The 15,338-nt window shown below is 62.1% G+C and carries 12 protein-coding genes, 1 tRNA gene and 1 pseudogene; all 14 read left to right on the top strand.

The window, feature by feature from the left end; translation table 11 throughout:
* A pseudogene (locus F462_RS13100) lies at positions 1-105 on the top strand (elongation factor Tu); the annotation flags it as partial.
* Between the two features lie 86 nt (positions 106-191).
* Positions 192-267: transfer RNA gene (locus F462_RS02315), tRNA-Trp, on the top strand.
* 37 nt (positions 268-304) lie between these two features.
* Complete coding sequence (secE, locus tag F462_RS02320) at positions 305-670, top strand: preprotein translocase subunit SecE (RefSeq protein ID WP_018139904.1); 366 nt, start codon at positions 305-307, stop codon at positions 668-670.
* A 17-nt stretch (positions 671-687) separates the two neighbouring features.
* On the top strand, positions 688-1,221 hold the full coding sequence (gene nusG / locus F462_RS02325; protein ID WP_018139903.1) for a transcription termination/antitermination protein NusG: 534 nt from the start codon (positions 688-690) through the stop codon (positions 1,219-1,221).
* Between the two features lie 66 nt (positions 1,222-1,287).
* Positions 1,288-1,719 carry a 50S ribosomal protein L11 gene (gene rplK, locus F462_RS02330; protein WP_018139902.1) on the top strand — a complete coding sequence of 144 codons (432 nt, stop codon included), beginning with the start codon at positions 1,288-1,290 and terminating at the stop codon, positions 1,717-1,719.
* 1 nt (position 1,720) lies between these two features.
* On the top strand, positions 1,721-2,416 hold the full coding sequence (rplA, locus tag F462_RS02335) for a 50S ribosomal protein L1 (RefSeq protein ID WP_038051316.1): 696 nt from the start codon (positions 1,721-1,723) through the stop codon (positions 2,414-2,416).
* A gap of 213 nt (positions 2,417-2,629) precedes the next feature.
* Entirely contained in the window at positions 2,630-3,151 is a 522-nt protein-coding gene (gene rplJ / locus F462_RS02340; protein ID WP_026181400.1) for a 50S ribosomal protein L10, read from the top strand.
* Between the two features lie 69 nt (positions 3,152-3,220).
* Positions 3,221-3,601, top strand: coding sequence for a 50S ribosomal protein L7/L12 (gene rplL / locus F462_RS02345; RefSeq protein WP_018139899.1), 381 nt, complete (start codon positions 3,221-3,223; stop codon positions 3,599-3,601).
* A gap of 131 nt (positions 3,602-3,732) precedes the next feature.
* Positions 3,733-7,812 carry a DNA-directed RNA polymerase subunit beta gene (gene rpoB, locus F462_RS02350; protein ID WP_038051318.1) on the top strand — a complete coding sequence of 1,360 codons (4,080 nt, stop codon included), beginning with the start codon at positions 3,733-3,735 and terminating at the stop codon, positions 7,810-7,812.
* Between the two features lie 70 nt (positions 7,813-7,882).
* Positions 7,883-12,103, top strand: a complete 4,221-nt coding sequence (gene rpoC / locus F462_RS02355) for a DNA-directed RNA polymerase subunit beta' (RefSeq protein ID WP_018139897.1) — start codon at positions 7,883-7,885, stop codon at positions 12,101-12,103.
* A gap of 108 nt (positions 12,104-12,211) precedes the next feature.
* Positions 12,212-12,586 carry a 30S ribosomal protein S12 gene (gene rpsL, locus F462_RS02360; RefSeq protein ID WP_018139896.1) on the top strand — a complete coding sequence of 125 codons (375 nt, stop codon included), beginning with the start codon at positions 12,212-12,214 and terminating at the stop codon, positions 12,584-12,586.
* Positions 12,587-12,612: 26 nt separating this feature from the next.
* A complete protein-coding gene (rpsG, locus tag F462_RS02365; RefSeq protein ID WP_017940460.1) occupies positions 12,613-13,080 on the top strand; it encodes a 30S ribosomal protein S7 in 468 nt (155 codons plus the stop codon).
* 21 nt (positions 13,081-13,101) lie between these two features.
* Entirely contained in the window at positions 13,102-15,198 is a 2,097-nt protein-coding gene (gene fusA / locus F462_RS02370) for an elongation factor G (RefSeq protein WP_018139895.1), read from the top strand.
* A gap of 44 nt (positions 15,199-15,242) precedes the next feature.
* The coding region (locus F462_RS13105) for a GTP-binding protein (RefSeq protein WP_018137563.1) at positions 15,243-15,338 on the top strand (96 nt) is incomplete at its 3' end.

Raw genomic sequence — 15,338 nt, forward strand, 5'->3', positions numbered from 1 at the left:
GTGTCCCTGATCAACCCGATCGCGATGGAAGACGGTCTGCGCTTTGCGATCCGCGAAGGCGGCCGCACCGTCGGCGCCGGCGTCGTCTCCAAGATCATCGAGTGATAGAGTAGACAAGTTGACAGATCGACCGCGAGAGGCGGCGCCGGGTGCGTCGTCTCTCGCGTTTGTTTCTTGTCAATTCGATTTTTAGGCCAGTAGCTCAATTGGCAGAGCAGCGGTCTCCAAAACCGCAGGTTGGGGGTTCGAGTCCCTCCTGGCCTGCCATCTTCCGGATGGCGGCAGCACCGGGTGATACGTATTCATGAGTGAACAATCGGAACAGACCGGCGTGCTTGACACGATCAAGCTCGCGGTAGCCGTGGCGCTGCTAATTGCCGGTGTCATGGGCTTCTATTGGTTCCAGGACGAATCCACTCTGATTCGTGTCCTCGGGCTGCTCGCTGTCGTGGGTGTGGCCTTGGCGATTGGCATGACCACCGCCAAGGGAAGCCAGCTTGCCGGCTTTATGGGCAACGCGCGCACCGAGGTGCGCAAGATGGTGTGGCCCACCCGCGTAGAGACGACTCAGACCACGCTGATCGTCATTGCCGTCGTGATCCTGGTGGGGATCTTCCTCTGGCTCCTGGATATGTTCCTGGGCTGGGGTATTAGTCGGTTCATCGGATAAGCATCAGGATTCTCTCCATGGCACTACGCTGGTACGTCGTACAGGCATTCTCCGGTTTCGAGGCGCAAGTGAAGCGTTCCCTTGAGGAGCGGGTCGAGCGCTTTGGGATGCAGGATCATTTTGGCGAGATCCTCGTTCCGACCGAGGAGGTCGTCGAAATGAAGGACGGCCAGAAGCGCAAGAGTGAGCGTAAGTTCTTCCCCGGCTATGTGCTGGTGCAGATGGACTTGAACGACGAGGCCTGGCATCTGGTCAAGGCCGTACCGCGCGTGCTCGGCTTCATCGGTGGAACAGCCGACCGCCCGGCGCCGATCAGTGACAAGGAGGCCGATGCCATCCTGCAGCGCATGCAGGAAGGTGCCGAGAAGCCGCGGCCGAAGGTCCTGTTCGAAGTGGGCGAGATGGTCCGCGTGATCGATGGGCCGTTCAATGACTTCAATGGCGTGGTCGAGGAAGTGAACTACGACAAGAGCCGCCTGCTGGTGGCGGTCCAGATTTTCGGGCGTTCGACGCCTGTGGAACTCGAGTTCCACCAAGTCGAGAAAACTTAAAGGCGCGCAAGCGCTGTTACCTGCTGATCGGGGAGCCGAAAGGCGTTCGCACCCGAGGGAGTACTCATGGCAAAGAAGATCGAAGCGTATATCAAGCTTCAGGTTCCGGCCGGCAAGGCCAACCCGAGCCCGCCCGTCGGCCCTGCACTGGGCCAGCGTGGCGTGAACATCATGGAGTTCTGCAAGGCGTTCAACGCGCAGACCCAGGAAATGGAGCCCGGCCTGCCGGTGCCGGTGGTCATCACCGTGTACTCCGATCGCAGCTTCACCTTTATTACCAAGACGCCGCCGGCAGCAATCCTGCTGAAGAAGGCGGCGGGTATCCAGTCGGGCTCCGGTCAGCCGAATACCAACAAGGTCGGCACCGTGACGCGCGCGCAGCTGGAAGAGATCGCGAAGACCAAGGAGCCGGATCTGACTGCGGCCGACCTGGACGCCGCGGTCCGGACCATTGCCGGTAGTGCCCGCAGTATGGGCCTTGAAGTGGAGGGTCTCTGAGATGGCGAAACTGACCAAGCGAACGAAGGCCATCCGCGAGAAGGTCGAGTCGGGCCGTCTGTACCCCGTGTCCGATGCCTTCGATCTCCTGCGTGATCTGCCCAAGGCGAAATTCCGTGAATCCGTGGACGTCGCCGTGAATCTCGGCGTGGACCCGCGGAAATCCGATCAGGTCGTCCGCGGTTCTACCGTCTTGCCGCACGGCAATGGCAAGAGCGTGCGCGTGGCCGTGTTCACACAGGGCGCCAATGCCGATGCCGCCAAGGAAGCTGGTGCCGATGTGGTCGGCATGGATGACCTTGCGGAACAGGTGAAGGCCGGCCAGATGGACTTCGACGTCGTTATTGCCTCTCCGGATGCGATGCGTGTGGTGGGTCAGCTCGGCCAGATCCTCGGCCCGCGCGGCCTGATGCCGAACCCAAAGGTCGGCACCGTGACCCCGGACGTTGCCACGGCTGTGACCAATGCCAAGGGCGGCCAGGTGCGCTACCGCACGGACAAGGGCGGGATTGTGCATTGCACGATTGGCGCGGCGGATTTCGAGTCCAGTGCGCTTACCGACAACCTGAACGCCCTGCTGGCAGATCTGATGAAGATGAAGCCGGCGACCTCCAAGGGTCAGTACGTCAAGGGTGTCACGGTCTCCACGACGATGGGCCCGGGCGTCAGGGTCGATCAGGGGTCGCTGGAGCTCTGAGCAACAACATTTGGTTTTTGGTCGGCTGTCGCGCAAGCGGCACGCCATCCAAGACCGCAGGCGCCGGGTCCTGGGACCCGGCTTAATACCCCAGCCTGCGCAGATGGTGTCACCCGATTCAGGAAGTACCTGCGACGGGAGCACCGAGTACCGGGTTCGCCCGGTTTCACGATCACCTTCGGGTGGTCTTACTAGAGGAGAGTCAACGTGGCTTTGAATCTCGACGACAAGAAGGCGATTGTCTCGGAGCTGGCTACGGTTGCTGCCTCGGCGCATTCCGCGGTCGCCGCGGAGTACCGGGGTCTCTCGGTCGCGCAGATGACCGACCTGCGTCGGCAGGCCCGCAGTTCCGGGGTCTATCTGCGGGTGGTGAAGAACAACCTTGCCAAGCGAGCGATCGACGGCACGGATTTCGAGTGCATGCAGCCTGAGCTGCAAGGCCCTCTGATTCTTGCCTTTAGCCAGGAAGAACCTGGTTCGGCCGCGCGCCTGGTGAAGAACTTCGCCAAGGAAAACGAACAGCTGAAGGTCCGGCTGGTGTCCTTTGGTGGGCAGCTCATGGGGGCGAACGATCTCGATCGCCTCGCGAGCCTGCCGACCCGCGATGAAGCGCTCGCTACGCTTCTCGCCACCATGAAGGCGCCGCTCGACAAGTTCGCCCGTACGGTGAACGAGGTCCCCGGCAAGCTGGTGCGTACCGTTGCAGCAATCCGTGACCAGAAACAGGCAGCCTGAATCCCATTAAGCCGTTTCTGAGCAAGTACTGAATGAATTACGGGTGTTCCCCGTTAGGAGAGTAGAAAAATGGCCGTTTCGAAAGAAGATATCCTGGAAGCCATCGGCAACATGACGGTCCTGGAAATTGTGGACCTCATCAGCGAGATGGAAGAGAAGTTCGGCGTGTCCGCCGCTGCCGCTGTCGCGGCCGCTCCGGCTGCCGCCGGTGGTGGTGATGCCGCCGCCGCTGAAGCCAAGGACGAGTTCGATGTTGTGATGTCCAGCTTTGGTGAAAACAAGGTCGGCGTCATCAAGGTCGTTCGTGGCCTGACCGGTCTGGGTCTGAAGGAAGCCAAGGAAATGGTCGAAGGCGTGCCGGCGACCGTGAAGGAAGGCGCTCCGAAGGATGAGGCCGAGAAGATGAAGGCGGAGCTGGAAGGCGCGGGCGCCACCGTCGAACTGAAGTAAGAAGGCGCTTGCGCCTGTTGTTTTCGTGTACATCACGAAGCTCTGAGGCTGGCGGCCGTACGGTCGTCAGCCTCAGCCCGTGGTGGCGCGGGTTTTGTCGCGCGTTGTTTAGCTAGCCTCCGAGGTAAGCCATGGCCCTCAGTTATACCGAAAAGAAACGTATCCGCAAGGACTTCGGGAAGCGTCCCCAGATTCTGGACGTCCCGTACCTGCTCGAAACCCAGTTGACGTCCTATCGGGATTTCCTGCAGGCGGACAAGGCGCCCGACGGGCGTGACCCCCTGGGCCTGCATGCGGCGTTTCAGTCGGTATTCCCAATCGTCAGCTATTCCGGTCATGTCCAGCTCGAGTACGTGAGCTACCGCTTGGGCGAGCCGATGTTCGACGTGAAGGAATGCCAGATCCGCGGCGTGACCTACGCGGCCCCGCTGCGGGTACTGCTGCGCCTGGTGATCCACGACAAGGAGGCCCCGGCGGGCTCCACCGTGGTCAAAGAGGTGAAGGAGCAAGAGGTCTACATGGGCGAAATGCCGCTGATGACCGAGAATGGCACCTTCGTCATCAATGGCACCGAACGCGTGATCGTGTCACAGTTGCACCGCTCTCCGGGTGTGTTCTTCGACAGCGACAAGGGTAAGACGCAGGGCAGTGCGCAAAAGCTGCTGTACAACGCCCGAATTATTCCGTACCGCGGTTCCTGGCTCGACTTCGAGTTCGACGCCAAGGACGGGGTATATGTGCGCATCGACCGTCGCCGCAAGCTGCCGGCTTCGATCCTATTGCGCGCGCTGGGCATGGATACCGAAGAGATCCTGTCCACCTTCTTTGAGTTCAACCAGCTGACCCTCGATGAAGACGGCGGTCAACTGGATCTGATCCCCGAGCGTATGCGTGGGGAAACGGCCGTGGTCGACATCATGGATGGCGACAAGGTGATCGTTGAATCCGGTCGCCGGATTACGCCGCGCCACATCCGTGAAATCGAGAAGGCCGGCATTAATACCCTGCGGGTGCCGGACGAGTACCTGATGGGTCGTGTCCTGGCAAAGGGTATCGTGGACGAGTCCACCGGCGAGCTGATCGCCAATGCCAATGATGCGCTGACCCAAGACTTGTTGGACAATCTGCGTGCCGAGGGCGTGAAGACCCTCGATACCATCTATACCAACGACTACGACCATGGTCCGTATATGTCGGACACGCTGCGTCTGGATCCGACCAAGACGCAGCTGGAGGCCCAGGTCGAGATCTATCGCGTGATGCGTCCCGGCGAGCCGCCGACCAAGGACGCCGCCGAAAACCTGTTCTCCAACCTGTTCTTCTCCGAAGACCGCTATGACCTCTCGGCCGTTGGCCGCATGAAGTTCAACCGGCGCGTGGGTCGCGATACCGACGAAGGCGCCGGGGTCCTGTCGCCTGAAGACATCCTGTCGGTGCTCAAGGTCCTGATCGACCTGCGGAACGGCAATGGTCGCACCGATGATATTGACCACCTCGGTAACCGCCGTATCCGCTCGGTGGGCGAGATGGCCGAGAACCAGTTCCGGCTGGGACTGGTGCGGGTCGAGCGTGCGGTGAAAGAACGTCTGACCGTCGCCGAAAGCGAAGGTCTGATGCCGCAGGAACTGATCAACGCCAAGCCTGTGGCCGCTGCGGTCAAGGAATTCTTCGGGTCCAGCCAGCTGTCGCAGTTCATGGACCAGAACAACCCGCTGTCCGAGGTGACCCACAAGCGGCGTATCTCGGCGTTGGGCCCGGGCGGTCTGACCCGTGAACGTGCTGGTTTCGAAGTGCGAGACGTGCACCCGACGCACTATGGTCGTGTGTGCCCGATCGAGACGCCGGAAGGCCCGAACATCGGTCTGATCAACTCTCTGGCCGTGTACGCCCGCACCAACCGCTACGGCTTCCTGGAGACGCCGTACCGCAAGGTCGAGGACGGCAAGGTGACCGCCGAGATCGTGTATCTCTCCGCGATCGAGGAAAGCCAGTACGTGATCGCCCAGGCGAACGCGGCGATGGACGAGGAGGGCCGTCTGAGTGACGACCTCGTCTCCTGTCGCCACCAGGAAGAGTTCACGATCTCGACGCCGGACAAGATCCAGTACATGGACGTGTCGCCGAAGCAGATCGTGTCGGTGGCCGCCGCGCTACTGCCGTTCCTGGAGCACGATGACGCCAACCGCGCCCTGATGGGTGCGAACATGCAGCGTCAGGCTGTGCCGTGCCTGCGGGCCGACAAGCCGCTGGTGGGTACGGGTATCGAGCGTGCCGTGGCCATCGACTCCGGCTCCGCGATCGTCGCCAAGCGCGGCGGTACCGTGGACTCGGTGGATGCCGGGCGTGTCGTGGTGCGGGTGAACGATGACGAGACCGTGCCGGGCGAACCAGGCGTCGACATCTACAACCTGACCAAGTACTCGCGTTCCAACCAGAACACCTCCATCAACCAGCGCCCGCTGGTCGCGGTGGGTGACGAGATTGCCCGTGGCGATGCGATCGCCGACGGCTCCTCCACCGATATGGGTGAGCTGGCGTTGGGCCAGAACATGATGGTCGCGTTCATGCCCTGGAATGGCTACAACTTCGAGGACTCGATCCTGATCTCGGAGCGCGTGGTCCAGGAAGACCGCTACACCACGATCCATATCGAAGAGCTCAACTGTGTCGCCCGCGACACCAAGCTGGGTCAGGAAGAGATCACCGCGGACATCCCGAACGTGTCCGAGTCGCTGCTGAACAAGCTGGATGAGTCCGGCGTAGTCTATGTCGGTGCCGAGGTGAATCCGGGCGACATCCTGGTCGGCAAGGTCACGCCCAAGGGCGAGACCCAGCTGACCCCGGAAGAGAAGCTCCTGAGGGCGATCTTTGGCGAGAAGGCCTCGGACGTGAAGGATACGTCTTTGCGCGTGCCGTCCGGCATTGAGGGTACCGTGATTGACGTGCGTGTCTTCACCCGCGATGGCGTGGAGAAGGACGCCCGTGCGAAGTCGATCGAGGCCGACGATCTCGCCGCCGTGCAGAAGGACCTGAAGGATCAGCTGCGCATCTACGAGGACGACATCTACGCCCGTGTGGAGAAGCTGCTGGTCAACAAGACTGCCGCTGGTGGTCCGGAGGGCCTGGGCGATGGTTCCAAGGTCGCCAAGAAGTACCTGCAGGGCCTGTCGCGCGACCAGTGGTTCGAGGTGCGTCTGAAGGACGACGCCGTAAACAGCCAGCTGGAAGACCTGGGGCGCCAGATCAAGGATCAGCACGAGGCGTTCGAGAAGAAGTTCGAGCACCAGAAGGCCAAGCTGGCCGCGGGTGACGACCTGCCGCCGGGCGTGCAGAAGATGGTGAAGGTCTACGTGGCCGTGAAGCGCCGTCTGCAGCCGGGCGACAAGATGGCGGGCCGCCACGGGAACAAGGGTGTGATCTCGATGATCGTGCCGGAAGAGGATATGCCGTTCCTCGAGGACGGGACACCGGTCGACGTGGTGCTGAACCCGTTGGGTGTGCCCTCGCGCATGAACGTCGGGCAGGTGCTGGAGGTTCACCTCGGGTGGGCCGCCAAGGGCCTGGGCGACAAGATCAACCGCATGCTCGAGGCGCAGGCCGAGATCGCGAAGCTGCGCGAGTTCCTCGACAAGATCTACAACCACCGCGAGCGCAAGGTGGACCTCGACTCCATGTCGGATGCCGAGATCATCGCCCTGTGCAAGAACCTGCGTGGTGGTGTGCCCATGGCGACGCCGGTGTTCGATGGCGCCGAAGAGGCCGAGATCAAGGAGATGCTGCGTCTGGCGGACCTGCCGGAAACCGGGCAGGCCCAGTTGTACGACGGTCGCACCGGCGACGGCTTCGATCGTCCGGTCACGGTGGGCTACATGCACATGCTGAAGCTGAACCACCTGGTGGACGACAAGATGCATGCGCGTTCCACCGGCCCGTACTCGCTGGTCACCCAGCAGCCGCTGGGCGGCAAGGCGCAGTTCGGCGGTCAGCGCTTCGGCGAAATGGAGGTCTGGGCACTGGAGGCCTACGGCGCTGCCTACACCCTGCAGGAAATGCTGACGGTGAAGGCGGACGACGTGCAGGGCCGTAACAAGATGTACAAGAACATCGTTGACGGTGAGCACCATATGGAGGCCAACGTGCCCGAGTCGTTCAACGTGCTCATGAAGGAGATCAAGGCGCTCGGCATCAATATCGAGCTCGAGCAGGACTGATCTTCTCCGATCCGATTGTGATCCGACGGGGTGTACGCGCCCCTCGAAACCAAGTTTGTGAGGCAAGCGAATGAAAGACCTCCTGAATCTGTTCAAGCAGCAGACGCAGCCCGAAGAGTTCGACGCCATCCGTATTGGGCTGGCGTCCTCGGACCAGATCCGCTCGTGGTCCTTCGGCGAGGTAAAGAAGCCGGAGACCATCAACTACCGGACCTTCAAGCCGGAGCGCGATGGCCTGTTCTGCGCGAAGATTTTTGGCCCGGTGAAGGACTATGAGTGCCTGTGCGGCAAGTACAAGCGCCTTAAGCATCGCGGCGTGGTCTGCGAGAAGTGCGGCGTTGAGGTCACCCAGACCAAGGTGCGCCGTGAGCGCATGGGGCATATCGACCTGGCCTCGCCGGTCGCCCATATCTGGTATCTGAAGAGCCTGCCGTCCCGTATTGGCCTGCTGCTCGACATGACGCTGAAGGACATCGAGAAGGTGCTCTATTTCGAGTCCTTCATCGTGACCGATCCGGGCTTCACCACGCTGGAGAAGCGCCAACTCCTGACCGACGAGGAATACCTCGAGGCGATGGAAGAGCATGGCGATGACTTCACCGCGCTGATGGGTGCGGAGGCGGTACTGAGCCTGCTGAAAGAGATGGACTTGCAGGCCGAGGCCGCCAAGCTACGCCAGGAGCTGGCCGAGACCGGGTCCGAGACCAAGATCAAGCGCTTCGGGAAGCGTCTGAAGCTGGTCGAGTCGTTCCTCGAATCCGGCAACAAGCCGGAGTGGATGATCATGAAGGTCCTGCCGGTGCTGCCGCCGGACCTGCGTCCGTTGGTGCCGTTGGATGGGGGTCGTTTTGCGACCTCCGACCTGAACGACCTGTACCGCCGGGTAATCAACCGCAACAACCGTCTGCGCCGCCTGCTGGAGCTGAATGCCCCAGACATCATCGTGCGCAACGAGAAGCGCATGCTGCAGGAGTCCGTGGATGCGCTGCTGGACAACGGCCGCCGTGGCCGTGCGATTACCGGCACCAACAAGCGCCCGCTGAAGTCCCTGGCCGACATGATCAAGGGCAAGCAGGGCCGCTTCCGTCAGAACCTGCTGGGCAAGCGCGTGGACTACTCCGGTCGTTCCGTGATCGTGGTCGGCCCAACCCTGCGTCTGCACCAGTGCGGCCTGCCCAAGCGCATGGCGCTGGAGCTGTTCAAGCCGTTCATCTTCGGCAAGCTGCAGCGTCGCGGTCTGGCGACCACGATCAAGGCCGCCAAGAAGGCGGTGGAGAAGGAAGGTCCCGAGGTCTGGGATATCCTCGAAGAGGTCATCCGCGAGCACCCGGTGATGCTGAACCGTGCGCCGACCCTGCACCGCCTGGGGATTCAGGCGTTCGAGCCGGTCCTGATCGAGGGCAAGGCCATCCAGCTGCATCCGCTGGTCTGCGCCGCGTTCAACGCCGACTTCGATGGTGACCAGATGGCCGTTCACGTGCCGCTGTCGCTGGAGGCCCAGCTGGAGGCACGCACCCTGATGCTGTCCTCCAACAACGTGCTCTCCCCGGCGAACGGCGAGCCGATCATCGTGCCGTCGCAGGACATCGTGCTGGGCTTGTACTACCTCTCCCGCGAGAAGGTGAACGCTCAGGGCGAAGGCATGACTTTCTCCGACGTGGATGAAGTCCACCGCGCCTACGAGCACAAGCAGGTCGATCTGCATGCCCGTATTACTGTGCGCATCCCGGACACCATGGCCGACGTGGCGGAGGGCGAGAAGCTTCCCTCGATGCGTGTCGAGACCACGGTGGGCCGCGCGATTCTGTCGCGCATCATGCCCAAGGGCCTGCCGTTCGAGCTGATCGACCGCGAGCTGAACAAGAAGGCGATCTCCGGGCTGATCAACTCCTGCTACCGCCGCCTGGGCCTGAAGGACACCGTGGTGTTCGCGGACCAGTTGATGTATGCGGGCTTCTACTACTCCACCCGTGCCGGCGTGTCGTTCTGCGCCGACGATATGGTGATTCCGGACGAGAAGCATCCGATCCTGCAGGGTGCCGAGGACCAGGTGAAAGAGATCGAGGATCAGTACGCCTCGGGTCTCGTCACCAAGGGCGAGCGCTACAACAAGGTTGTGGATATCTGGTCGCACTGCAATGACCAGGTGGCCAAGGCCATGATGGAGCGTCTCGGCAAGGAACAGGTCACCAACAAGGATGGCGAGACGGTCGAGCAGAACTCGTTCAACTCGATCTTCATGATGGCTGATTCCGGTGCGCGTGGTTCTGCCGCGCAGATCCGTCAGCTGGCCGGCATGCGTGGTCTGATGGCCAAGCCGGATGGCTCTATCATCGAGACGCCGATCACCGCGAACTTCCGCGAGGGTCTGAACGTCCTGCAGTACTTCATCTCGACCCACGGGGCCCGAAAGGGTCTCGCCGACACCGCGTTGAAGACCGCGAACTCCGGTTACCTGACCCGCCGACTGGTCGATGTCTCCCAGGACGTTGTGGTTACCCAGCCGGACTGCGGGACCCAGCAGGGTCTGCTGATGAAGCCAATCATCGAGGGCGGCGACGTTGTTGAGCCCCTGCGCGATCGCGTACTGGGCCGCACGACTGCAGTCGACGTATTGCGTCCGGGGACCGACGAGACCCTGATCCCGGCGGGCACCCTGCTCGACGAGGCGATGGTCGATACGCTCGATGCCGCTTCGGTGGACGAGGTGCTGGTGCGCTCCGCGATTACTTGCGAGACGCGTCAGGGCATCTGTGCGAAGTGCTATGGGCGCGATCTGGCCCGTGGCCACGAGGTCAACGCGGGCGAGGCGGTTGGCGTGATCGCCGCTCAGTCGATCGGTGAGCCGGGCACCCAGCTCACCATGCGTACCTTCCACATCGGTGGGGCCGCGAGCCGTGCCGTGACGGTCAGTGCGATCCAGGTGAAGAGCGCCGGTTCCGCACGCCTGCACAATCTGAAGACGGTTACCAACAAGGCTGGCAACCTGGTCGCGGTGTCGCGTTCCGGGGAGCTGGGCGTGATCGACGATCAGGGCCGCGAGCGCGAGCGCTACAAGATCCCCTACGGGGCGACCATCACCGTCCACGATGGCGATACCGTCGAGTCCGGTCAGGAGGTCGCGAGCTGGGATCCGCATACCCATCCGATCGTGACCGAGGTGGCGGGTAACATCCGCCTCCAGGACTTCGTCGAGAACGTGACCGTCACCAAGGAGACCGACGAATTTACCGGCCTCTCCTCGAACGTGGTGCTGGATCCGAAGAGCCGCTCGACCGCGGGCAAGGACCTGCGTCCGACCGTCAAACTGCTGGACGATGACGGCAACGAGGTGTACATCCCGGGTACCGACATGCCCGCCCAGTACATGCTGCCGGCGAACGCCATCTTCAACCTGGAAGACAACGCCCGAGTCGAAGTGGGGGACGTCATCGCCCGTTTGCCGCAGGAGTCCTCCAAGACGCGTGATATCACCGGTGGTCTGCCGCGTGTGGCCGACCTGTTCGAGGCCCGGCGTCCGAAGGAGCCCGCCGTGCTGGCTGAGATCTCGGGCACCGTGTCCTTCGGCAAGGAGACCAAGGGCAAGCAGCGTCTGGTGATCACCCCGGACAAGGGTGACCCGGTCGAAATGCTGATCCCGAAACTGCGCAAGGTGAACGTGTTCGAAGGCGAACGCGTGGAGCGTGGCGAAGTCGTGGTCGATGGCGAACTGGACCCGCATGACATCCTGCGGCTGCGGGGTGTGACCACCCTGGCCGAATACCAGGTTCAGGAGATCCAGGACGTCTACCGCCTGCAGGGCGTGAAGATCAACGACAAGCACATCGAGGTGATCGTCCGCCAGATGATGCGCAAGGTGAACATCGTAGACGCTGGCGATACCAAGTTCCTTGCCGGGGACCAGGTGGACCGCATTCGCGTCCTCGAGGAGAACGAGCAGATTGGTGCCGATCAGCAGCCGGCGACCTACGAGCGCGTGCTCCTGGGGATCACCAAGGCCTCGCTGGTCACCGAGTCGTTTATCTCGGCGGCATCCTTCCAGGAGACCACTCGGGTACTGACCGAGGCGTCCACCCGTGGCGCCCGCGATGACCTGCGCGGCCTGAAGGAAAACGTGATTGTCGGTCGCCTGATCCCGGCTGGGACGGGGCTTGCCTATCACAAGGAACGCCGCCGCAAGCGCGCGTTGGAAATGCCCGAGTTCGAGACGGTCGCAGAGGCGCCGGCGGTTACCGCCGAATCCGAACCGGCCACTGCCGACCCGGGTACCACGGAAGACGGGTCCGAGTGACCCGTCCCACCTTGACACTCATGGGGGCGGCGATTAGAATTCCGCTCCCTCGACAGGCCGGTCTCGGCACCGGCCTGTCGTTATTTTTAGGCTAGGAGAAAGGGTTTCATGGCCACGATCAACCAGTTGGTACGCAAGCCCCGCAAGCGCCCCGTCGAGAAGAGCGACGTGCCGGCGCTGCAGGGTTCCCCGCAGAAGCGCGGGGTCTGCACCCGTGTCTACACCACTACCCCGAAGAAGCCGAACTCGGCGCTGCGCAAGGTTGCGCGCGTGCGGCTGACCAATGGCTATGAAGTCAGTAGCTATATCGGCGGTGAAGGCCATAACCTGCAGGAGCACTCGGTGGTCCTGATCCGTGGTGGTCGTGTGAAGGACCTTCCGGGCGTGCGGTACCACACGGTGCGCGGCAGCCTGGACACCCAGGGCGTGCAAAAGCGTGCCCAGGGCCGGTCCAAGTACGGCACCAAGCGTCCCAAATCCTAACCGTGATCCAGTCCGGGAACTGAAACATGTCAAGAAGAGCAGCTGCCCCCAAGCGTCACATCCTTCCCGACCCCAAGTTCGGAAGCGAGCGCCTGGCCAAATTCATCAATACGGTTATGCGTGACGGCAAGAAGTCCGTCGCGGAACAGGTCGTCTACGGCGCCCTGGACCAGATCGAGGCCAAGCAGGGCGACGGGATGGGTGCGCTGGAGCGCGCCCTGGACAACATTCGTCCGCGTGTTGAGGTGAAATCCCGACGCGTCGGTGGTGCGACCTACCAGGTTCCGGTGGAGGTGCGTTCCGTGCGCCAGGACGCGCTGGCCATGCGCTGGGTTGTGGAAGCCGCCCGCAAGCGTGGCGAGCGCACCATGGCGCTGAAGCTGGCCGGCGAGCTGATGGATGCTTCCGACAGCAAGGGTTCCGCCGTGAAGAAGCGCGAAGACACTCACCGTATGGCGGAAGCGAACAAGGCGTTCGCGCATTTCCGCTGGTAAATCTGTTTAGAGAGGCTCACCGTGGCACGCAAGACACCACTTAAGCGCTACCGGAACATCGGGATCAGCGCGCACATCGACGCCGGCAAGACGACGACGACCGAGCGCATCCTGTTTTACACCGGCCTGTCGCACAAGATCGGCGAAGTGCATGACGGTGCAGCCGTGATGGACTGGATGGAGCAGGAGCAGGAGCGTGGGATCACCATCACCTCCGCTGCGACCACCAGCTTCTGGTCCGGTATGGCCAAGCAGTTTGACGAGCACCGGGTGAATATCATCGATACCCCGGGGCACGTGGACTTCACCATCGAGGTCGAGCGCTCCATGCGTGTCCTCGACGGTGCCGTCATGGTGTATTGCGCGGTTGGTGGTGTGCAGCCGCAGTCCGAGACGGTGTGGCGTCAGGCGACCAAGTACGCCGTGCCGCGCCTGGCGTTCGTCAACAAGATGGACCGTGCCGGCGCCGATTTCCTGCGCGTCTATGAGCAGATGAAAGAGCGCCTGCAGGCGAACCCGGTCCCGATCCAGCTGCCGATCGGTGCCGAGGATAACTTCAAGGGTGTGATCGACCTGGTCAAGATGCAGGCCATCTACTGGGACGAAGACAACTTTGGGATCAGCTTCGAGTACAAGGACATCCCGGATGACCTGAAGGCCGAGGCCGAGAAGTGGCGCGAGAACATGCTCGAGGCCGCTGCCGAGGCGACCGAAGAGCTGATGGACAAGTACCTCAATGAGGGCGACCTTAGCGAGGAAGAGATCAAGTCGGCGCTGCGCAAGCGCACCATTGATCTCGAGATCGTGCCGATGCTGTGCGGCTCCGCCTTCAAGAACAAGGGTGTTCAGGCGATGCTGGATGCCGTGGTCGAATACCTGCCGTCGCCGGAAGAGGTTAAGGCGATCAAGGGTGTGAAGGCCGGTACCGAAGAGCCGGTGCAGAAGCATGCGTCGGATGACGAGCCGTTTGCCGCGCTGGCATTCAAGATCATGACCGACCCCTATGTCGGCTCGCTGACCTTCGTGCGCGTCTACTCGGGCGTGTTGTCGGCTGGCGATTCCGTGCTGAACACGCAGAACGATCGGCGCGAGCGCATCGGGCGTATCCTGCAGATGCACTCCAACTCTCGTGAAGAAATCAAGGAGCTGCGCGCGGGTGACATCGGTGCGGTCGTTGGCCTGAAGGACCTGTATACCGGGACCACGCTGTGTGACCCGAACGACCCGGTCGAACTCGAACGCATGGAGTTCCCCGAGCCGGTGATCTCGATCGCGGTCGAGCCGAAGACCAAGACCGACCAGGAAAAGATGGGGATCGCTCTGAACAAACTGGCGCAGGAGGACCCATCGTTCCGTGTTCGTACCGATGAAGAGTCGGGTCAGACGATCATCTCCGGCATGGGCGAGCTGCACCTGGAGGTGCTGGTCGACCGCATGAAGCGGGAGTTCAAGGTCGAGGCCAACGTCGGTCAGCCGCAGGTGGCCTACCGCGAAACCATCCGCAAGACGGTCGAGCAGGAAGGCAAGTTTGTTCGCCAGTCCGGCGGGCGCGGTCAGTACGGCCACGTCTGGATTCGCATCGAGCCGCTGGAGCCTGGCGAAGGCTTCAAGTTCGTGAATGCCATCGTCGGCGGTGTGGTGCCGAAGGATTACATCCCGGCGGTCTCCAAGGGCATCGAGGAACAGATGGCCAATGGTGTGCTCGCCGGATACCCGGTTGAGGACGTCAAGGTCACCCTGTTCGATGGCTCCTACCATGACGTCGACTCCAACGAGATGGCGTTCAAGGTGGCCGGTTCCATGGCCTTTAAGGAAGGTGCGCTGAAGGCCGGCGCGGTCCTGCTTGAGCCGATGATGAAGGTTGAGGTGGAGACACCGGAAGAATACATGGGCGACGTGATGGGCGACCTCAATCGCCGGCGCGGTCAGGTCCAAGGCATGGAAGACGTGGCCGGCCAGAAGCTGCTGAAGGCCGAGGTCCCGCTGTCCGAAATGTTCGGCTACTCGACGCAGCTGCGTTCGATGAGCCAGGGTCGCGCGACCTACTCGATGGAGTTCGAGAAGTACGCCGAAGCCCCCGCCCAGATCGCCGAAGCGGTAGCCGCCAAGGCGTCCTGATCCAGAACTCGCGTTATTTGAAAGAACTGCAAGAGGTTTGAGCTGTGTCCAAGGAAAAGTTCGAGCGTAAGAAGCCGCATGTGAATGTGGGAACGATTGGTCATGTGGACCATGGGAAAACGACGCTGACGGCGGCGATG

Source organism: Thioalkalivibrio sp. ALJ1, assembly GCF_000745395.1.
GTDB lineage: Bacteria > Pseudomonadota > Gammaproteobacteria > Ectothiorhodospirales > Ectothiorhodospiraceae > Thioalkalivibrio.

What these genes read in the sequence shown, in the direction of transcription:
- secE (WP_018139904.1), top strand. Translation starts at nt 305, where the DNA reads ATGAGTGAACAATCGGAACAGACCGGCGTGCTTGACACGATCAAGCTC.
- nusG (WP_018139903.1), top strand. Translation starts at nt 688, where the DNA reads ATGGCACTACGCTGGTACGTCGTACAGGCATTCTCCGGTTTCGAGGCG.
- rplK (WP_018139902.1), top strand. Translation starts at nt 1,288, where the DNA reads ATGGCAAAGAAGATCGAAGCGTATATCAAGCTTCAGGTTCCGGCCGGC.
- rplA (WP_038051316.1), top strand. Translation starts at nt 1,721, where the DNA reads ATGGCGAAACTGACCAAGCGAACGAAGGCCATCCGCGAGAAGGTCGAG.
- rplL (WP_018139899.1), top strand. Translation starts at nt 3,221, where the DNA reads ATGGCCGTTTCGAAAGAAGATATCCTGGAAGCCATCGGCAACATGACG.
- rpoB (WP_038051318.1), top strand. Translation starts at nt 3,733, where the DNA reads ATGGCCCTCAGTTATACCGAAAAGAAACGTATCCGCAAGGACTTCGGG.
- rpoC (WP_018139897.1), top strand. Translation starts at nt 7,883, where the DNA reads ATGAAAGACCTCCTGAATCTGTTCAAGCAGCAGACGCAGCCCGAAGAG.
- rpsL (WP_018139896.1), top strand. Translation starts at nt 12,212, where the DNA reads ATGGCCACGATCAACCAGTTGGTACGCAAGCCCCGCAAGCGCCCCGTC.
- rpsG (WP_017940460.1), top strand. Translation starts at nt 12,613, where the DNA reads ATGTCAAGAAGAGCAGCTGCCCCCAAGCGTCACATCCTTCCCGACCCC.